Source organism: Microbulbifer maximicatervae (SeqCode) (assembly GCF_052467325.1).
The window spans coordinates 3,363,357-3,383,677 of sequence record NZ_CP174310.1 but is presented as its reverse complement, the minus strand read 5'-3'; the positions used below and the strand labels follow the sequence as shown (position 1 = coordinate 3,383,677).

The window sequence follows — 20,321 nt, the reverse complement described above, 5'->3', positions numbered from 1 at the left end:
ATGGGTTAACACCTAAGATACTTGAGTCTGGTCGCCACATCATGATTAGAAAGTTTGGATCTGTCGGATGTGTACGTGCAACTTGTAATTTGAATCCATACGCATCTGAAAATGGGCGAAGCACCGATTCAAGAGCTTCTGGTGACGGAACTGTAATCGAAAATTTGCCTTCTGCAATAGGTATACCCTCGTACGCATCGTAATCAAAGACTTGTTTATAGCACCCTGTGAGGATGATCATTACAAAAACGAAGACTATTGTATTTCGAAACATAATGATGCCTAACGAGGGTGTAGAAAAACTCAGTCCTGTTTCCGTATTGTGCTTGTATGTGAAAAATAGCTTACTCATCAGTGAAAGCTAAATCAGAGTTCACGTAGAACCACTATCTGTGGTTAATATTTGGCTCTCCCTGGAGGGGCATAGATGTACATTAATTTTTCTACCGCCTGAACGCCTTTAGCAGTAGCAGAATGTAGTGAGACCCAGCCAGCTTTTTGCATGGTGATGCTGGCCAAACTTGTTATGAGTTTACTGGCCATATAATTGTTTTGTTGTCCGCCTTAAATAGATAGCTACACTGCATTTGTGTAAGGTAATTATAGTCAAACCAAAACATTATACCCAAACCATCGTGAATTAAGCATTTGTGATTTGGAAGTTCTTCGGAAGACCAGTCTTCTAGCTTTGCTATTTCTCCAGTATCTTTAGCAATTAACCTTGAAACTTCTTCGACTCCTAAACCGAAGAGTTGCTTTTTAAATAATGAATAACCAGCTCCCATAACTGTTATTGTACCCAAACGAAAGCCATCATCATTATTGAAGGTAAAAGTTAAATTTCTAAGCGAATACCATAATTCTCTATGCCAATCACCGTTGTCCTCAACATACTCGGATTCGTCAATTCGATCTGGCTTACCGAAGAAAGAAATAATTTCTTTCTCTACCATGCCGTACCTAATTTCACCTATTCCAATACCCGGTAATATGTTCATTATCTAGTAGTCATAACAGTAAGCTTTGGGAGCCGCTGTGAAGCGGATACGCAACAGCAGCCCCAGCCATGGTAGCGGCGAATAAGAGCGCTTTGATATGTATTTTCCGGCCAATCAGAAAAACCATTCAATATCTGCTGTATTTAGGCAAAAGCTCCAATTACCTCTCGACAGTCTTTTGCAATTAAAACCAATAATAGGCGGTGGATATTTAAGTATATCCTCTTCATCAGGTAAATCTTGCTCATATCCTTCTAGAATGTTGGAAAATTTAAAGGATTTTCTTTCTTCATGATTATATGTAGGATAAATAGTGACAATCCAGGTTTTACTATTTTTACTAACGACACAAGCTCATGAGATGCATCACCATCTAATATAAATTTTTCGATTTCCGATAACACCAATATTGCCTCTATACATAACGCAATGCTAAAAGGCTGGAAGTGCTTATTGCCGGAGGTCCTGCCCACGCTTTGTGGCAATTTTTCAACCTGTTGCTCTATGATTGCTTAGTCAGTGGTGTCATAGCCACTATCGTAGTCCTCCGATGATGAGCCTCTATTATCTGAATTGCTCAAAAGACCTGGTGAATCTTTATACTCCTTGGATAAGTCGTTTTCATTGCAATCAAACTCATCTGGCTTATCAGGAGCTGGCTCATAAAATGGAAAGATGATTACAGGGAGCCCAGATCCAATCCCAATCAAAATTAGAGGGATTTGCCATCGGAGTTCCTCACTGCCTAAATACTGGATAAGAATATCAGCAAAACCACCGATCAGAGATAACCCTGAAATTAGGAAGCAGAATATTTGTACTTGCCGCTTCATACGACTCCTCTTATCACATAACGAGAGTGTAGGAAAAATCAGCCCTCTTTTCGTATTGTGCTTCTACATGAAAAATAGCCTACTCATCAGTGAAAGCTAAATCAGAATTCATGTGGAATCACCATATGTGGTCAATGCTTGATCATACTTGAAGGGCCATAGATGCACATTAGTTTTCTTTACAGCCTGAGCACCCACAGCAGGGGCCGGCGCTAACTGCCTGTGATTGTTAGCTGCCTTTACGTAATTGCTCATTATATATTTCCTGTATCTCAGCATGGCCAACTACTCTTGAGCCTTCTCGAACCTCCAGATTAGCACCAGTCTCTAGGCATTTTGGGTATGCCTCTGGCGTGATGAATTTAACAAACGCTAGAGCGCGTCTGTTAGGTTCCGCAATCCCCGCATCAATAAACCAATGAATTGTAGTCGTGAGGTAGTCGGCTTTAACCCTGTAATGAGGTCGGTATCCATTCTTTACGATGATATCTTTACCGGAAAAACATACCTGCACAAGGGCATCAGGCTCCCAGGCTGGATTTTCATTTCTATCGAATTTATCAGATATCACATTTGCCTCTTACAAGAGTTAACGCCCACAGCACGGGCGGCCGTAGCAACGTGCCTGTGATTGTTAGAGCGGTGCTTGCCCGTGAAACTCGACATAGAGCCCCTTTAGATTCTTAGGCATTACTTCCCAGTACGGCCAAGCATTATCGCTATTTACTTGCCAAAATAGATTCTCTACGAACGCGACGTCAATTGCTTTCATTATTCCACTTTCACCGTGCTCGTATACTGAACTAATAGTTTTAAGGAGTGCCTGATAATTATCAGCTATCACTTTCTTTTTCATTTCACTGTTCAGGGCATTCGCAAGTGATTCAAACCAAGAATATGAAGAGAATTCCGTTTGGACCAACCTGTTCCAATATTCATCATATAACTTGTCAGCCTGTGCTGATATTTCAGGATAGGCTTCCCTAATTTGCCTACAAAAAGTATCTAAATCCATCTCGTTTCTCAGTCTGGAGCTCTAATGCTTTTAGCACCTGCGCCTTAGGCGTCTGGTACCTAAATTTGCTATGTGTATATCTCAGCTAGTAGATCTTGTGCAATTTTGTAATAGATTTCGGATTCTGCTGTTGCTTGATTTTCGTCCATGAACTGTAGCGCTCGCTCTTTAAGTATTGGTATAGGCCCATCATTCCCCGAAAAATGGCAACCAACTATATTGTTCATCGTACTAACTAGTGAATATATCGGTGTATCTCTTCTAAGTGCTTTCGGCGGTAAATTACCCTGCCGGTTTAACTCTTTAGCAAAGCTAATAATTCTGCTCGTCATATTACCTCCGACTCATAACGTTGCCAGCAAGGGCTACAGAAGCGGAGTGTAGGCTGTCCAGCCCAGCCCCCGGTGGGGCGAGCTTGCCTGGCCTGGTTATATGGCCTGCGCAGATGAATTGGGCTAATCAATATTTGGTCTCTTTGCTAGCACCGCTTTTACTAGATTGTACTGCGTTTTCCACTTATCTGAAGACTTAAAAATGATACCCCCAAACGGGGAAGCTTTGTCTTCTTGCAAATCAGAGAGCTCTATCGATTCCTCACACTGCTGCAACCGATGTAGGTAAGCGAGAAGCCTCTTTGTAGAAAGAGCTTCTAACTCGCGCTGATTCAACGGCTTTACGGGTCTTAGCATTATTGTTTCCAGATTGCATAACGCCCAGTACAACGAAGTTGTCCTTAACGTGCTGCTGCTGGTTAGATTTATTTTTCTGGCTCATATTTATTTTTATATTCAACAAACTTAGTTAGTTGCTTTGCTGATAACTCTGATTCGGGAATCCAATATATAACATGACTCATTTTATCGGTGAATAAGCTATTAGAATGAACTGCTGACTCATATTGTATGTAAACACGGCCTCTAGAGTTGCCAATATAGGAAGCCCAATAGGAAGAATTAGTACCAGATGCTGCACTCAGTAGCATTTCAATGTCTGCTTTGTCTGCGCGCTTTAGTAAGTCAGCGTGTGCCATGCTGGGAATAAAAAAGAGACTGAATATTGTTGCCATGACTATGCGCATAATCTCTCCAAGTGAATCCAACACTGCCAGCAGAGGTCGAAAAATCAGCGCGAAGCGGCGGATTTTTGTCCCTCTGGCTGGCTTTGGTACGCCCAGCATGGGCGTGAACTAATGGGGTGAAAGTCCCCTGTAGGAGGATCACCGTTTAATGGATTCCATTAAATGCTAACTACTAGCGAATGGCAACTGCAACACCGTGAGGTCTTGTGGGGAGGAAGCCGCTAGCAAAACTACGAGCTGACGAACAGAAACATCATATAAGGCTTAGCCTGGAGGCGAGGTAGCCAAGGATACCAAAGCCATGTGGTCTAACGGGTAGAGTAAATGATGCAGTTGTGTAGTGAAAGTTCACGTTCTTATCTGGGGAGATCTGTTCAACCTGCTGCTGTAAAGCTGTCAGCGTGGCCGCTGACTCATAAGTAGGCCCAGCCCGCTAGCCACCATCGCGGGGGTAAACAAAATTGGTGGAACACAGCCGCGCCTTGGTCAGTAATGATCAAGGTGATTAAACAGAAGTCAGCCGACGGTATAGTAGCCTAATACCAAGATTAATACCTTGGATACGGTGAAGGCCTGAACCCAAAATCCACGAGTTAAAAGACAGGGCTAGCCTACTGATATGTTGCCAGCCGGATATAAAATTGACGTAGCGCACTGCCATGACACTCAACTCAAATGAAAATCTGCTTGAAGCCATCCTCAGCAAAGAAAATCTTAATGCTGTATGGAAACACGTGCGAAGCAACAAAGGTGCCGCAGGCATTGACGAGATTACTCTCGATAATTTTGTGCAGCGCTTTAAGGCAGTTGGCAACGACCTCATCGAGACCATTCGACAGGGTCATTATCAGCCGCTTCCCGTCAGGCGCGTCTACATTCGCAAGCCAGATGGTGGCCAGCGTGGTCTCGGGATACCTACGATCTTTGATCGTGTTATTCAGCAGGCTATCGCCCAAATCATCGGTCCCAGTTTCGATAAAACCTTTTCGGAGTTCAGCTATGGATTCCGCCCAAAGCGATCACAGCATCATGCGGTGAAAAAGCTACAGAAGTATATCGAAGGCGGCAAGCGAATAGCCGTAGATGTCGATTTATCTAAGTTCTTCGACCGGGTCAACCATGACTTCCTCATGAGTTTACTCAGCCAAAGAATCAGCGATAAGCGTTTACTCAAACTGATTGCAAGCTACTTGCGTGCAGGCTGGGTGGAAGATGAATGTTGGCAAGCGTGTTATGAGGGGGTGCCACAAGGTGGCCCTTTATCGCCGCTGCTGTCTAATATTGTACTCGACCTGCTCGACAAAGAGCTGGAAAAACGCCAACACAATTTCGTCCGCTATGCGGACGATTTTGTGATTGTGGTTTCCTCTAAACGCGCGGGTGAGCGGGTTATGACGAGCATTAAACGCTTTGTTGAGCGCAAGCTTAAACTCAAAGTTAACGATGCAAAAAGCCAAGTAGTCCCCGTTAGTCGTTGTAAGTTTCTGGGTTTTTCTTTCCGTGGAGCAAAGCTTGTCTGGCATGATAAGTCACTGCGCCAATTTAAATACTGCGTCCGCCAGATTACAGGGCGATCTCGTGGTATTTCGATGGAGAAGAAAATGAAAGAGCTTACCGTATTCCTCCGTGGCTGGATTAATTATTTTGGTATAGCGCAAGGCTATCAAAAATGTATCGATCTTGACTGCTGGATACGACGGCGATTAAGAATGAGCTATTGGAAGAATTGGCGCAGAGTGAGAACGAAAGTTCGAAATTTACTGCGTATGGGTGTGAGTGAATCGCTGGCAGTTACCTGCGGCTCGTCCGGTAAAAGTTACTGGCGAAGCGCAAAAACTGAGGGTATTCATATTGCGCTCAATAATGAGTTCTTCGAAGGGATGGGTTTGATTTCATTGCGAGATCGTTGGGTAGAGATTCATTACGGATAGGGAACCGCCCATTGCGGACCCGCACGATGGGTGGTGTGGGGGCCGGTAGCTAGAAACTACCGGCTACCCGATTTATGTGTATTTTACGTGTCATCTCTCAATCTATTTCTGCACAATTTAATGAAGTCGGTGTAATCTAAATCAGTTTCCTGATGCAAAGCCTTCTCGAAAATACAACAAAGATTCCATAGAGCGCGTTCTTCTGCCGGATCTTCGACGCTGAGCTTATCAGAATCACTAAACCGACGGGTTAGCTCGAATAGAACCCATGCTTCATCTTCGGCAAGTGTTATCTTAACGTCCTTACTCATGATCTCTACTTACACATAACGCAAAGCTAAAAGGCCGGAGGCATTTTTTTTTCGGAGGTCCAGCCCACGTTTTTTGGGGGCGAATTTTCAGCGTTTTGTTATAACGTCTCATCTAATCTCTCTGATACAGAAAGGCTTTTTCTAAGTAGCAGCGAGACCAAATATATAATTGCCAGAGGAGGTAATAATGCCATAAATCCACCAACTACAACCGCTCGTTTAACCTTTAAGGTTTTTTTGATAGCTAGCATATAGCTAAGAGCTAATACAACACAAAACCATAGCAATATACCCAGGGCTTCGATATTGGAAATATTAAACAGTTCGTACATTCCGCATTATCCATTAAGGAGCTATAACGCTCGGTTTAGGGGCGGCCGGAGCGCAGCGTAGGCCGTCCCAGCCGCGTCTTTCGCGGCGATTACAACCGCTTGTTAGGTGGTTGACGAAGGAGTAAAAATAGGCCCGCCGCACATACCAACCACCAAAATACTAAGAAGAATGCCAGAAAAAAAGACGCACTGCTGTAAGGGCTACCTGGAGCAATTGCTAGTTTTGACGATAACACCGGAAAGCCACTTTGTAGCAACCATAACGGCGGACCAATAAAGATGTCTCTGACATTGTGCCAACTCCCCCCAGCCCCATCCGTGAGAAAACTCATTGCTGCGAATAGCAATGCTAGGGCCAGCCCTAGTAAGAATGAAAAGCTTACTCGCCTCATGAGCTATTGCCACCTAACATTTATATAGTATTCATTCTGACCACTTTTATCATGATTCCTATTTCGGAATCAATTTTCCCGATATAGCGGAAATTTTAAATTAAAATCATAGAGTTAGATGTAATTGCTACTAAAGTACAAACCACAAAAATGATCACTTTGACTACTATCCTGGTTTTTAACTCAACTTATAACTGGCTGATTTGTAAAGTATTTTTATACATTCTATGTAAAGCTCAAAAATAACGGTCAAAATGATCATGATTGCCTGAGCTGGCACTCACTAACTTGTCAGAATTATCGGAAATTTAGAAGTGTGATGAGGCCAAGGCTTCAGGATTGAGTGTTGTGAAGGATTAGATATTTTTTTAGTTTGAGTGTACTAATTGAGTATCACGCGTATTTAGTAGTTACTTGTTTTTTCTTTGGGTGGGGATATTCTGCTATGCCATTGACACGCTTAAAAATAAAGTGAGCTTGCCATTTCTGAAAAGTAGCTTAAGGATTAGGAAACATTGAGAAGTTATTTAGAGGGTCAGAATAATGTAGAGCGATATAGCTCTTCATTAGTCGCTTGGGCAAATAGCCCGCTGTTGCGAGGGACTAACGGTCTGGTTGTTAGATATTTAACTCAGGCTTTATAAAATCGGGTAAATTTAGATTTAAATACCTCATCATTTACGGCTGCAAAGAGACCTTCAATCCAGCCTCATTAAGAAACCCTTTTACGGTACTTTCAATTTGCTCAGGGCTATTCATTTGCAAAACCTGTTGCAGGAGCTGCTCAATATCAGCCCGGCTAACGGCGCGTAGCGTAGCTTTTATTCGTGGTAAGTTAGTGGCGTTCATCGATAGCATATCGTAGCCCATGGCTACTAATAACAATGCACCGCTAGGTTCTCCTGCTAGTTCTCCGCAAATCCCAACTTTGGTGCCAACGGCATGGGCTGCCGTTACGATTTCCTGTAAAGCGCGTAGGACTGCCGGGTGCAGGGCGTGGTAAATATTGGCTACGCGGCTGTTATTACGATCCACCGCCAGGAGATATTGAGTGAGGTCATTACTGCCTACTGATATAAAGTCTGCATGTACGGCGAGTTCTCGCACTTGGTAGACGGCAGAGGGCACCTCTACCATTACCCCGAGTGGGGGCATAACGATTTCGTAACCTTCTTCAAGCAGCTCCCGGTAGGCTCTTTCCACCAGTTTGCGCGCGGCTTCGAGCTCGTTCAGGCCGCTGATCATGGGGAGCATAATTCGCAGGTTATTTAGCCCCAGGCTGGCTTTCATCATGGCGCGCACTTGCGCCAGGAATATTTCCGGGTGGTCGAGAGTTACGCGAATACCGCGCCATCCCAGAAAGGGATTGGTTTCCTCGATAGGGAAATAGGCCAGTGCTTTATCGCCGCCGATATCCAAGGTGCGCATGGTGACGGGTAGGGGGGCAAAGGCTTCCAGTTGCTCCCGGTAAATTTCCCGCTGCTCTTCCTCGGAGGGGAAACGGTCTCGCAATAGGAAAGGTACTTCGGTGCGGAAAAGTCCTACTCCTTCAGCGCCGCGCTCCAGGGAGCGAACAACATCGGCCATCAGCCCGGTATTTACCATCAGGCGAATGCGATGGCCATCGGAGGTGATTGCCGGGAGTTGAGCCAGGTGGTCCAGGTTGCGGGCCAGTTGCTGCTCTTCTGCAACAATGTCGTCGTAGCGGCGCTTGAGTTCTGCGCCGGGGTGAATATGTAAGTCGCCCCGGTAGCCATCCACCACCATATCGACACCGTCGATGGTTTCGTAGGGTAGGTCCTGGACTCCCATTACCGCGGGCAGTCCCATGGCTCGGGCAATAATAGCTACATGGCTGTTGGAGGAGCCTTTAACGGATACGGCTCCGATCAGCTTTTCCCTGGGTACTTCTGCCAATACTGCTGCGGTTAGCTCTTCGCCGATCAGGATGGTGTTATCGGGGAAGTCCCGGTCGCTCTGTTGCTGTTGTCGCAGGTGCATCAGCACTCGGGCGCCTAGGTCGCGAACATCGGCGGCCCTATCGCGAAAGTAGGAGTCGGACATGGCTTCAAAGCGCCGCACATGTTCCAACATAACTTCGGCCCAGGCCCGCTGGGCACTGAGCTGCTGTTGGATGCGATCGCACACTTCGACGGCGAGGGAGCTGTCATCCAACATGCTGATGTAGGCATCGAATAGTGCCCGTTCCTCGGGGCTGAGGTCGCTCTTCAGGCGCTCACCGACTTCGCGGATTTCCTCTTGGGCAGCGGTCAGGGCCTGTTGGAACAGGGCCAGTTCAGTGTCCACATCCTCGCATTCGGAGTAGGGCACTGTGCCGAGATTCGCATGCGGGGTGACAATATGTACCCGCCCGATAGCCACGCCGGGGGACGCGGCAATACCAGAGAAGTGAGTTTCCCGTTGTTGCTTGCCAATACAGGCCAGAAGACCGGTGGCCTCGGCGTGGGCGATAACGCCGGCGAGCTGCGCCGAGAGTGTAACCAGGAAAGCTTCCTCCCACTCGTCGAATCGGCGTTTCTCCTCTTGCTGCACAACCAGGACACCCAGTACGACGCGGTGGTGAATAATCGGTGTGCCGAGAAAGGCGCTGAAGCGCTCTTCTCCAGTAGAGGGGAAATATTGGAAGGCGGGGTGGGCTTCGGCCCTTTCCAGGTTAATCGGCTCTTCGCGGGTAACTACATTGCCTACCAGTCCCTCGCCGGGGGCCAGGTGGACCTGGCCAACCGCTTTGGGGTTGAGGCCATCGGTGGCCATCAGGACATAGTTGCCGTGTTGCTTGTCGCGCAGATATACGGAGCAGACGCGGGTGTGCATGATTTCCCGCACGCGATGCACAATGATTTCCAGCACCGCGGTGAGGTTCCGGGCGGCATTTACTTCCTGAACGATACTGCGCAGAGATCCGAGCAATGGCCTGTCCTCGCCAATCAACGGAGAAATTCGATGGCCCCGGAAAGTAGAATTTCGATGCTGATCGGGGCCATTTTGTGAAGATACGCTGCTAACTACCCTGTGCGGTCAGCTGTCCTGTCCGCGCAGCCAGCGTCTCTCCAGCTGTATTTGTTGTGGGGCCAGCTCGGTCAGTGCACGCCGATATACTTCACGCTTAAAGGTCACCACTTTACTCAGTGGGTGCCAGTAGCTTACCCAGCGCCAGTGGTCGAATTCGGGTTTGTAACCGTTGTCGAAGCTGATAGAGGCTTCTTCTGCCTCGAGCCTCAGCAGGTACCACTTTTGCTTTTGCCCGATGCACAGTGGTTCGGAGCGACGTCGAATCAGCCTTTGAGGCAGGCGATAGCGCAGCCAGCCTCTGGTACAGGCAATCATACTGACTTGATCGCGAGTAAGGCCTACTTCCTCGTACAGTTCCCTATATAGCGCCTGTTCAGGGGTTTCGCCCGGATTAATACCACCCTGGGGAAATTGCCAGGCGTCCTTGCCACCTACCCGCCGCGCCCACAGTGCCTGACCGCGGGCGTTGAGCACGATAATACCGACATTGGGGCGGAACCCCTCGGCATCGATATTGCTGCTGCTCTCGCCACTCGTGCCCCGGTTCTTGTTACCGGCCGGGGCTTTATCATTGCGATTCGAATGCTTGGCGGGCTTACGGCGGTTCTTTCGTCCGGCCTGTGCCGGCTTGCCGTCGCCCAAAATACCATCCTCAATACTGTTGTGTGCGGCCGTGCGCTGCACTTACTTGTTCTGCATTGTTCCACAGCAGGGGGTTTACAGCAATTCAGTGACGCAGTCCGTGTGCTGTCGTGCGGCGCAAGGTAAAATTAGCGGCCGCGCAGGGGACGTTTCCGGCTTCCTGGCGGTCAAATGCTTATGGGGAACCTATAGTTATGGGAGATTCGACGGTGCACTTGGCAATCTTTGATCTGGATAACACGCTGATAGGTGGTGATAGCGATCATGCCTGGGGCGAATTTCTGGTGGAGCGTGAACATGTCGACGGGACCCGTTACCGCTCGGCTAACGATCGCTTTTATCAAGATTACCAGCGCGGTGAATTGGATATTTTTGCCTACCTGGAATTTGCCTTGGAGCCCCTGGCTCAGCTTTCCCGTGGCCAATTGGATAACTTGCAGAGCGAGTTTATGCAGGAAGTTATCAGTGAATTGTGGCTGCCTCGGGCCCAGGAGCTGATCGGCGAGCACCGCCGCAAAGGCCACCACATCATGATTATCACTGCGACCAATCGCTTTGTGGTTGAGCCTATTGCCTCGCGCCTCGGTGTCGATACCCTGCTGGCCACTGAGCCAGAGGAGGATGAGGGGCAGTTCACCGGGAAGGTCGTTGGTGAACCCTGTTACCAGGGGGGAAAAGTTGTCCGGTTGCGCCAATGGCTGGCCCACAACCCGGAATACGCCAACAGTGAAAAGTGGTTCTACAGTGACTCCATCAATGATCTGCCCTTACTGGGCGAAGTTGAGCACCCAATTGCGGTGGACCCGGATGATCGCCTGCGCGCAGAAGCTGAGGCTCGCGGCTGGCCGGTGATCAGTTTGCGGGAAGAGAGTGAGTAGGTGCTTGCCAGTATTTGTGAAATGCACAAGATGGGGAATTGAGTGAACGGATCTATTATCCAGTACCGGGCCCTGGCTGTTTTAATCGGGGCCCTGGCCGGACTTTCTGCCTGTGAACAAAAAGCGGTAGAAAAACCGCAGCAGGTATCGCAACAAAGTATTGCGCCGCAACCTGTGAATGAAAAGGCTGCGACCGAATTATCCCTTGCAATTTGGCAGGCGGGTGAGGCCCAGGTTATCCACGCCCATGCCGCTGTTGAAACGTTGCAGCGTGAAGTGGATGGTCTCCTGGCTCAGCCGAATGAAAATAAGCTGGAAAATGCCAGGCTTGCCTGGCTGGATGCCCACAGGGAATTTGCTGCTGCACTGCCTTATATCCAGTTGGCTTTTTCTTCGGGAGAGTTGCGCAGCCAGGGTAGAAAATTACTGTTATCAGTAGATAGTTGGCCGGCCCAGGCGGGCTACCTGGATACAGTGCCGGGTTATTCTGAGAGCGGTATCGTTAACGATACCGCCATTGATCTGACTTTAACGAACCTGCGCAAGCAGCACCGCCTGACGGCACATGAAGAGGCCAGCACCGGTTTTCACGCCCTGGAAATCATGCTCTGGGGACCCACCAGCGAGCGGGTTGCGGAGCAGTTTTTGGCTAAGTCCGATGGGGAAAAACCCGAGGCCCTGGCCGTCAATCGGCGCCGTGAACTAACCCGCTTGATCGTTAAAGGTGTGGAAGAAGATATGGCAGGCTTGGCCCGCCGTTGGCCGACGGCAGCCAACAGCCTGTCACGGCCCTATTTATCCCTTGGACCGGTTGCCCGATTGCAGCAAATCCGTGCATCGCACACCCGGGTGATTGATGAGCAGCTGTTGCGCAGGTTGCCGGAGAGTTCCGAGAGCGATGTGGAAAGTAGCCGCGCTGCCGATTCAAAGCAGGCGATATTGGCAATTATGGCAACTCTCCAGTCAAACTGGATTCCCACTGGTGGGGGCGGCTTGGCGGAGCTGTTGCTGGATCGACATCAGGTGACGGCTTTAGAGCAGGCTTTTGTGGATTTCGAGAGCTTGTTGTTGCAAATGGAAGACCCGATTGAACTGGCGGAGCTGACCCAATTGGCCCAGGCACGCAAACTTCTGGAACGTATCGCCGGGTTGATGGCAGGTACTACCCAAGTGCCAGTATCCGATCAGGATGTGATGCCGGTTAGCTTACCGGTTGATGGTGAATAAATCTTGCTCTCACAGGCATAACAAAAAACCCGGCGACTGCCGGGTTTTTTGTATCTGTTGGGTGGGGATTACCAGCGACGTACAGGGCCAGTATCCACGTGTACGAAGTTACTTTTCGGGTAGTATCCGACACCGCCCGCTTTCAGGTTGAGTGCTGCCTGGCGCAACTTCGACAGGGACACTCCCGGCATACGGATATCCAAGGCCATACCACGTGTGTGGTAACTGCGTTTCGCTACACCTCGGCCAGCTGCACGCAGCTTGGCATTGGTTTTAGGTGAACGGTATCCAGAGATAATCTCAATGGTGCCGTTGTAATTGAACTTCTCCTTCAGCTTGTAGACGATATCTAGAAGCTTGGGGTCCATTCGAGTCACTTCGTTGGCGCGGTGGTCACGAAGCAATTTGTTGAACTGCTTCAGGCCTCCGCTGCTGTAATCTCCGTTAGTCCAGTAGGCGGCCTCCAGCTTCTCCCCGGTGTGCAGGTTGCGCATTTTCAGGGTGCGGGAGCTACCTACTTTTGCGAAAGTCGGTCCGGCGCTGACGGCCGCCGCAGTTGCGCAGGTCACTGCCAGGAATCGACGTCTGGATGGATTCTTCATAATTCCGCCTCGTCGTTAAATCTCTCGTCGGTTTGCCTTAGTTGGCGCAACCGGGTACGGCGGAAAATGTACAAAAAATAACCAGTTGTTACAAACCTGAGGCTGCTAATTCGGAAATAATTAGATGGCCCCGGTGGTATATTTTTTCTTTTCTGCTACCTGAAACCGGAATTTTTACTGCTGATCAGTCGATAGTACTGAATAAGGTGGAGACAGCGTTGTCATTGCACGCTAATCGCTAAAAAATTATTTTTCTGCGACTTATAGGTTTTATCGGGCGGTTTCGTCAGTGTACTTGGGAGCTATCCGATCACCCCTTCGGTCATGAGCTCGATAGCCTTCTTTATTAGTGGCTGGTTTATCTATCTATATAGAAAGACAGTTCAGCTCTATCGAGTACACAATTATTTGTATGCACATGTATATACAAGATGTGTAGGTGCTACCAGTGTAGTATTTCTATGGATACCCAACCGTTTAAGTTGGCTAGCATAGCCCGGTCTGTCCCCTAAGGATTTCCAAAGCCAGTCGAATCATCAGTCCAAAACTAATGATCACTTTGCATAGCTGGCCACCGTTATGGATTGTGCACCTTGGTAAGGTTGTGTTTACAAATGTGAAGTTGCCTGAGATCAAAACCAAATAATGCTAGCTTGGTTCTTTTACTTTTTCACTTGCGGTAAAACACTATGGCTAGCATATCTGGGGCCGGGTCTCGGCTGCCCTATATTTCTTTGGTCGCATTGATCTCGGCTTCCTTGAGCCTGATGGCAGCGGCACATGCTGAAAAGAAAATAGACTCTATTAGTTACCCAATAGTAGATACGGCACAGGTCCAATTTTTTGATGATAAGGATGTCATTCCCAAGCCAAAGCCCGGTGATGATTTCTTTGGTCAGGATGCCCAGTATTCTTTCAATAAGATGAATTACTCCCTGGCTAAAGATGGTCTTACTGTGGTTGATAATGTCACCGGTTTGATGTGGACCCAGAGCCCGGATTTAAACAGGGATGGTGAAGTTACCCCTGATGATAAGATCGCTTTCCGCGATGTTGGGGAATATGTTGAAAAATTGAATCAAGCGCGTTTTGGTGGCTATTCTGATTGGCGTCTTCCGACGATAAAACAACTATATTCCCTGATGAACTTCAGCGGTATTGACCCCGCCGGTCCAAGTGAGAGTAATGCTAAGCCCTTTATTGATACCCGGTATTTTGCATTCGCCTATGGTGATGAAGAGAGGGGCGAACGCACTATCGATGCCCAATTCTGGTCCAGTAATATTTACACGGGTGATGTATTCAGAGGATCACTTGCAGTATTCGGCCTGAATTTAGCAGATGGCAGAATCAAAGCTTATGCAATTCCTGGTGGTGGTCCGAGAAACTATGCTTACTTTGTGCGCGGCAACCAGGCTTATGGCAAGAATAAGTTTGTCGATAATAAAGATGGCACCGTTTCCGATCTGGCAACGGGTTTAATGTGGATGAAATCTGATAGCCGGAAAGGAATGAACTGGCAGGAGGCCTTAGCCTGGGCAGAGGAGAAAAATGCACAAAATTTCCTAGGCCACAGCGACTGGCGCCTGCCTAATGCAAAAGAGCTACAGAGTATCGTTGATTACCAACGTTCTCCAAATAAAACGACTTCTGCGTCTATTGATTCTATTTTCGAAATCAGCTCTATCAAGAATGAAAGTAAGGAAAAAGATTTTCCCTGGTTTTGGACTAGTACAACCCATGTGAATAGTAGAAAAGCAGGAGCCTCTGCAAACTACATTAGTTTCGGTCGAGCTATGGGGTATATGGCGGAGAAATGGGTAGATCTGCATGGAGCTGGGGCTCAACGAAGTGATCCAAAATCTGGACAATTGGATGAGGTCGCTGTTTATAAGGATGGGGGATATCACATAAAAGGTTTAGGTAGACCGCAATCTGATGGTGATGGCCCTCAACGGCGCCCACCAATGCCTGAGCCCCCTTTCATGACTGATGGAAATATGCAGAGAGCTATGGGGCCTCCGCCAGGTGGGGCACCTGAGGATGCCATTAGAATTGATAACTATGTAAGACTTGTCAGGAATATCGACGGGTAGTCCGTACGGAGTTATTTATAGATAAGCTCCTTTAATTTGGATAGGGTATCTCTTTGTCACGATGATAAATATCAGGGCGGAATTGGGGGCGCCCATCCCTATCTATCCATGCTGTCATATAAACAATGTAAATACGGGGTGACCCCTTAACCTTTACATTCAGTGCATCATGCCCATTCGCTGCCTGTGCTACCCGAGTTCTATCCCAACCCTGGTCACGGAGAAGAAAGTACGCTAATTCTTCTGGTGCTTGTAGCCTTACGCATCCGTGACTTAATGCCCGCTGGCGAAGTTTAAACAGGCTTTGAGCTTGGGTGTCATGAAGAAAAATAGCCTGCTTATTGGGGATAACAAATTTCACTTTCCCCAGAGTATTCTCAGGGCCACTCAATTGCCTCAAAGTAGCGTGCCCACCGGCTGCCTTGGCAATAGTCTCCTCTGTAATAGGGGACGATTTACCGCTGCGATATTGCACTACTCGATAACCCCGCTTGTGCATGGCTGTTGGGTTGTGTCGTGCCTTGGGCAAAAGCTCGGTAACAAGAATACTTCGGGGGACAGTCCAGGTTGGGCTGAAAACAATATTGGTTATTCGCGTGCGCATATCCGGTGTGCGCGTGCTGCTTTTTCCTACGACGGTTTTCATATCGAGAGCAACTGAACCATCTTCGATAAGCTGTAAGCGATAATCAGGCACATTAACGATTACGTAGCGATCATCCTCAGGGAGCTTTAGCTTCTCCCATCGGGATGCATTCAATTCCATTTGCTGAGCGCGCTCCATTGGCGATACGGCCAAGGCTGCAAGTGTGTCTTCATCGGCGATGCCGGTAACGTTCAGTCCGTGACGTTCCTGAAAGCGCTCCACTGCTGCTTGGAGTGCACTGTCAAATCTTCGGGGATCTTTTTGCGGGGCGGAAAGCGGCCCGGGCTGACCGTGAAAATCCTTATAAAGTGCCAGCAAATTACGTAGTTGCAGGACACGAGGGCCTTTGTCTCCGGGCTGTAAAGTTTTTCCCTGGGCAATCGGTCGCCAGTTTTTCGCTAACACTCGGTAGGCTTGAGCGGTATCGCGCAATTGCTGGGTCGAACTGATTGGCTCAATAATGACATCGGTCTGCCCAGTGAATGAGGCATTCAAAGGGCTGGCCGAGGCAATTACGAGGCTTATCAGTGCGGCGATACCGAGCTGGAATGGGCCATTTGCCATACTGATAACTCAGTAGTCCCTATAGCTCTTTATCCGCTTCATTCCGCTATCTCCTATTACTGATCCCGGCTATAGATATCCGGCCGAAACTGAAGCTGCCCATTTTCATCGATCCAGGCAGTCCAGTAAGCGATATAAACCGGTAGGGGATTTTTAAGGGCAACGCCATGGGTGCGACCACTTCCCAGCGCGCGATTGATGCGAGCATCACTCCACTTGTTTTGCTGGGCTAACATCATGCGAGCAAACTGCAATGGTTTTTCCAGGCGAATACAACCGTGGCTAAAGGCCCTTTGGGATTTTTTAAATAAGTGCTTGCTATTTGTGTCATGGAGAAAAATGGCCTGCCGATTGGGGATAACAAATTTCACCCTTCCCAAAGCATTTCCCGGCCCGCCTTTTTGTTGCAGTGAAACTTGTCCTCGACGTACTGCAGCCACATTTCCACGAGTAAAAGGCACCGATCTGCCTCGATGATTCATTAGGCGATAACCTTTTGCCCTGAGGGCGGAACTGCCCTTGGGTAAAAGTTCCCGCAGCGCAATACTGGGCGGGACACGCCATACAGGATTAAATTCCAGTCGCGTCATACGGGTAGCGATTTGCGGTGTTTTGTGTTTTGGTTTTCCCACAACCACACGCATACGGAATTGCTCTTTATCGCCCTCAATTAGGCGCAAATTAAATTCCGGGACATTCACGATGATATAGCGAGGCCCTAAATCCTTGGGGAGTTGTTTCCAGCGTTCAATATTGGCTGCCAGAATTTTGGCAACTTTATCTGGCGGGGTATTGAGTCGACTCCGGGTTCCCTCATCAACCAGTGCCGTTTGCTTTAATCCGTGACGTTTCTGAAACCGTTTAACGGCCTGCTGCAGTTTTTTGTCGTAGACATCTGCTTTAGAAGTATCTGCTCCGTACTCTTCGGGGTGGTGATCACCATAGAGCATAAGCAGGCTTCTCAATTGCGCAACCCGGGGACTGCGACTGCCCGGTGCGATAGGTTGTCCAGCACTGAGCGGTTTCCAGTAGTTACCTTGTGCCAGGGTTTGGTAGCGTGCTAACGCTTCGCTGAGTAGGGAAAATTGCCTGCCCTGAGGTAAAAAAGGATCGCGACTGCCGATCAGGTCAGGTTCGACGGTATCTTTAACTTCGGCGAGTATTTGTGGTGAGTGAATGCCCAGCGATATTGCTATGGCAATCGCAGCGGTACTCGCCCTGAGGGAGGTTAGTTGGTTGCGTGGCAAAAAAGCGCAAAGTGAATTGTTGGCAGCACCCATAAGTCACCCCTGCAAGCACTGAGAAATCAGTGAGATTTATCACTGTGCTCACATTGATAACTTGTGACTGATAGTCTTTAAATAATTTTCAGGAATGGTGCTGCTTAAGAAAGGCTAATTAATGGAATAACACGCTCAATAATTCCCTGGTTATAACCGGGGCGACGTATAGCCGCCCCGGTTTCTTTTAAAATTGATTATCGGTCAGTCCATCTTTGCCATAAATATCCGGGCGGAAGTTCAGGTTGCCCTGACCATCGACCCAGGCAGTCCAGTAGGTGATATAAACCTTCACCAATTGGGACATATCCACTTCCGTGGTTTCCTCTCCTGTGGTCAATTGATCGATACGCCACTGATCCCAATCCCCTTGGGGACGAAGTAGTGCTTCGGCCAAATGGCGGGGTTTTTCCAGGCGGATACAGCCATGGCTATAGCCCCGAGTGGTCAGGGAAAAAAGTTTGCGCGCGCGCGTATCGTGCAGGTACACGTCGTGAATATTGGGGATTTCAAATTTGACACGTCCCAATATGTTTTCCTCACCACCCATTTGGCGCATCAGGTAGGAACCCGCACCTGCTGCAGATAGGTTTTGCGGGGTCAGGGGCAGTTTTTCCCCCCTACCGCTAATCACCCGGTATCCCATTTTTTCCATACCCGCAGGGTTTTTACGAGCTTTGGGGAGTATCTCATTCACCAGGATACTGCGCGGTACTGTCCAAGTGGGGTTAAAGACTACCTTGCTGACACGGGTGGTTATTTCAGGCGTTGCGTGCTTTTTCTTGCCGACGACCACATTCATCGCCAGTTTGACCTGGTCGTTTTCCACGTATTTGAGACGATACGCAGGAATATTGACCTGGATAAAACGGCTGCCCAATTGTTCCGGCAACTCTTCGCGGCGCTTGATATTCATTTCCACAATGCGGGCGCGCGCAGCTGGGGATAAGTTCAGGCGTTTGCGAGTTGAGCGACCGACAATACCATCTGCTCTCAGGCCGTGACGCTTCTGGAAGCGCACCACCGCTTGGTGAAGGCCCCGATCGAAGCGATTGCGATCAGTGCCACCGTAGCTGTAGTAAGACTGGTAATCACCGTATAGGGAGAGCAGGTTGCGCAGGAGGCCCACATGTGGGTGGCGTGCACCCATGGTCATGGCGGGACCCGCCGGGATCGGACGCCAGCGACCGCTGGAAGAAATCTTGCGCAGCCGTTGAAGTTCACCGCGCAGCGCTCTTACATCGTTGCCATAGGGCCGGTTTTCCTCGTAGTAAGGCCCCTCACTGTTTTCAGATCTCACCGGTGGGGCGGCAGTATTTGACCGCCCCTGGTTGTAATAAACGCGACTGCCAGAACCCGAGCCACTATTGTTGTCCCGATAGGAACGGTATCGGCTGCGCTCATAGGTGCGAGTGCTACCGGAATAATTGCGTCCTGAGTAATTGCCGGAAGTATCCGCATTGTATTCCCGCGAGTAATAGCGGCTGCGTACATTGCTGCCGAGATTGGCTGCGCGATCATATCCGCGGAAGTACTTGCGTCCGCTGGGTTCACTGGAAGCCTGCTGTTGAGCGGTGCTGGTAGCAACCAAGCGGAAACCTTCGCTATCCCGCAGAACCGGTGTGACACCCCGGCGCGGGCGGGTTTTGGGCTTGAGCCTGTCCAGCTGGGTATCTTGCGCGTAGGACACAAAGGCATCGGTCAGTAAGATATCCAATACGGCTGCCATCTGCAGACGTTGTGGGGTATCGCGGAGGGTGCGATCGAAGTACCCCAGGTGGTAGCGGTAGTCGACCATGCTGCTCGGATTGCCGGAGCTGGCAGCTGTGAGTTGTTTCAGCAGGTCATTGGCACTATCACTTAGGCTGTAGTTATCGAACCAAAGCAAGCGGTAATCCGTGCGCTGGTAGATCTTGCGCACAGCGGCGGGGTTGAAAATGGGGTCCTGGGCTGGCCAGGCATCAGGGTTTTCCTCTAGCCAGTGCACTAAATGAGGGCGAACAGCGTTCTCCGGTAAAACGGGTACGGTCTTCTGGTTTGCTGCGAAAGCATAATAAAGAATGAAGACACAGAGGCTACCCAGTGTCAGCAGTGGAAGTACAGATTTGCGTCTACGATGCTCGGGGTTGAAATACGACATGGTACCTCAGCGATTCTGCGGGGGCCCGGTGCGATATTTTGGAAAATGCCGGGCGCCAGATCGTTCATACCTTCCCAACCTGTGGCGAGCCCATCCAGATACTCAGGGATATTATCGGTGACTCGCACGTGTCATGCGTCCCGCGCGACTTCCTTTTATTAAGACTGCTGTCGGTGTCCTGCTTGCGCGAAACTCAACCAACTTCAGTCTGTGAAAGTAAGTATGGCAATAAATGCAAAATTTGCTTGGCGCTTCATTCTTTTTAGAGTAGGGATTTGCGGATGATGAGTTTTGCGTCAAATTTTTCGCCCGTGGGTGAAAAT

Annotated in this window: 18 protein-coding genes; 4 read left to right on the top strand and 14 right to left on the bottom strand. The window is 48.9% G+C overall.

Annotated elements, in window-relative coordinates; genetic code table 11:
• Nucleotides 1-524: 524 nt before the first annotated feature.
• The 6 genes from ACJJIE_RS15035 to ACJJIE_RS15010 all read right to left on the bottom strand — a co-directional run bounded on the left by ACJJIE_RS15035 (nt 525) and on the right by ACJJIE_RS15010 (nt 4,023).
• Nucleotides 525-998: a hypothetical protein gene (locus ACJJIE_RS15035; protein WP_444892217.1), complete on the bottom strand. Its 474-nt coding sequence runs from the start codon at nt 996-998 to the stop codon at nt 525-527.
• A gap of 512 nt (nt 999-1,510) precedes the next feature.
• Nucleotides 1,511-1,831 (bottom strand): hypothetical protein, encoded by a 321-nt coding sequence (locus ACJJIE_RS15030; protein WP_444892216.1) that lies wholly within the window; start codon nt 1,829-1,831, stop codon nt 1,511-1,513.
• A 229-nt stretch (nt 1,832-2,060) separates the two neighbouring features.
• Nucleotides 2,061-2,402 carry a hypothetical protein gene (locus ACJJIE_RS15025; protein ID WP_282930958.1) on the bottom strand — a complete coding sequence of 114 codons (342 nt, stop codon included), beginning with the start codon at nt 2,400-2,402 and terminating at the stop codon, nt 2,061-2,063.
• 63 nt (nt 2,403-2,465) lie between these two features.
• On the bottom strand, nt 2,466-2,846 hold the full coding sequence (locus tag ACJJIE_RS15020) for a DUF7674 family protein (protein ID WP_444892215.1): 381 nt from the start codon (nt 2,844-2,846) through the stop codon (nt 2,466-2,468).
• Between the two features lie 68 nt (nt 2,847-2,914).
• A complete protein-coding gene (locus tag ACJJIE_RS15015) occupies nt 2,915-3,178 on the bottom strand; it encodes a hypothetical protein (protein WP_282930960.1) in 264 nt (87 codons plus the stop codon).
• A gap of 425 nt (nt 3,179-3,603) precedes the next feature.
• Nucleotides 3,604-4,023: a hypothetical protein gene (locus tag ACJJIE_RS15010; RefSeq protein WP_282930961.1), complete on the bottom strand. Its 420-nt coding sequence runs from the start codon at nt 4,021-4,023 to the stop codon at nt 3,604-3,606.
• A gap of 560 nt (nt 4,024-4,583) precedes the next feature.
• Between ACJJIE_RS15010 and ltrA the strand changes: the two genes are divergently transcribed.
• On the top strand, nt 4,584-5,855 hold the full coding sequence (gene ltrA / locus ACJJIE_RS15005) for a group II intron reverse transcriptase/maturase (RefSeq protein WP_444892214.1): 1,272 nt from the start codon (nt 4,584-4,586) through the stop codon (nt 5,853-5,855).
• An 83-nt stretch (nt 5,856-5,938) separates the two neighbouring features.
• Here the strand turns inward: ltrA and ACJJIE_RS15000 are convergent, their stop codons facing one another.
• From ACJJIE_RS15000 to ACJJIE_RS14985, 4 genes are all read right to left on the bottom strand, one after another.
• The gene (locus ACJJIE_RS15000) at nt 5,939-6,166 is read right to left on the bottom strand and encodes a hypothetical protein (RefSeq protein WP_444892213.1); all 228 of its coding nucleotides are present in this window, start codon (nt 6,164-6,166) and stop codon (nt 5,939-5,941) included.
• Nucleotides 6,167-6,264: 98 nt separating this feature from the next.
• Complete coding sequence (locus ACJJIE_RS14995) at nt 6,265-6,498, bottom strand: hypothetical protein (protein ID WP_444892212.1); 234 nt, start codon at nt 6,496-6,498, stop codon at nt 6,265-6,267.
• A 1,070-nt stretch (nt 6,499-7,568) separates the two neighbouring features.
• Nucleotides 7,569-9,821: a phosphoenolpyruvate--protein phosphotransferase gene (ptsP, locus tag ACJJIE_RS14990; protein WP_444892211.1), complete on the bottom strand. Its 2,253-nt coding sequence runs from the start codon at nt 9,819-9,821 to the stop codon at nt 7,569-7,571.
• A gap of 108 nt (nt 9,822-9,929) precedes the next feature.
• Complete coding sequence (locus tag ACJJIE_RS14985; RefSeq protein WP_282934628.1) at nt 9,930-10,436, bottom strand: RNA pyrophosphohydrolase; 507 nt, start codon at nt 10,434-10,436, stop codon at nt 9,930-9,932.
• 338 nt (nt 10,437-10,774) lie between these two features.
• Here ACJJIE_RS14985 and ACJJIE_RS14980 point away from each other — a divergent pair, with 338 nt between their 5' ends.
• Both ACJJIE_RS14980 and ACJJIE_RS14975 read left to right on the top strand, forming a co-directional pair.
• Entirely contained in the window at nt 10,775-11,443 is a 669-nt protein-coding gene (locus ACJJIE_RS14980) for a histidinol-phosphatase (protein ID WP_444894774.1), read from the top strand.
• Between the two features lie 42 nt (nt 11,444-11,485).
• Entirely contained in the window at nt 11,486-12,670 is a 1,185-nt protein-coding gene (locus ACJJIE_RS14975) for an imelysin family protein (RefSeq protein ID WP_413663580.1), read from the top strand.
• A 68-nt stretch (nt 12,671-12,738) separates the two neighbouring features.
• On the opposite strand, the gene mepK is transcribed toward ACJJIE_RS14975, so the two are convergent.
• Nucleotides 12,739-13,272, bottom strand: coding sequence for a peptidoglycan L,D-endopeptidase MepK (gene mepK / locus ACJJIE_RS14970; protein ID WP_282930973.1), 534 nt, complete (start codon nt 13,270-13,272; stop codon nt 12,739-12,741).
• Nucleotides 13,273-13,961: 689 nt separating this feature from the next.
• On the opposite strand from mepK, the gene ACJJIE_RS14965 reads away from it, so the two are divergent.
• Entirely contained in the window at nt 13,962-15,368 is a 1,407-nt protein-coding gene (locus ACJJIE_RS14965; RefSeq protein ID WP_282930974.1) for an Lcl C-terminal domain-containing protein, read from the top strand.
• 31 nt (nt 15,369-15,399) lie between these two features.
• Here the strand turns inward: ACJJIE_RS14965 and ACJJIE_RS14960 are convergent, their stop codons facing one another.
• From ACJJIE_RS14960 to ACJJIE_RS14950, 3 genes are all read right to left on the bottom strand, one after another.
• Nucleotides 15,400-16,578, bottom strand: coding sequence for a L,D-transpeptidase family protein (locus ACJJIE_RS14960; RefSeq protein ID WP_444892210.1), 1,179 nt, complete (start codon nt 16,576-16,578; stop codon nt 15,400-15,402).
• Between the two features lie 56 nt (nt 16,579-16,634).
• The gene (locus tag ACJJIE_RS14955) at nt 16,635-17,858 is read right to left on the bottom strand and encodes a L,D-transpeptidase family protein (RefSeq protein WP_444892209.1); all 1,224 of its coding nucleotides are present in this window, start codon (nt 17,856-17,858) and stop codon (nt 16,635-16,637) included.
• Nucleotides 17,859-18,045: 187 nt separating this feature from the next.
• Complete coding sequence (locus ACJJIE_RS14950; protein ID WP_444892208.1) at nt 18,046-19,998, bottom strand: L,D-transpeptidase family protein; 1,953 nt, start codon at nt 19,996-19,998, stop codon at nt 18,046-18,048.
• Nucleotides 19,999-20,321: the final 323 nt, after the last annotated feature.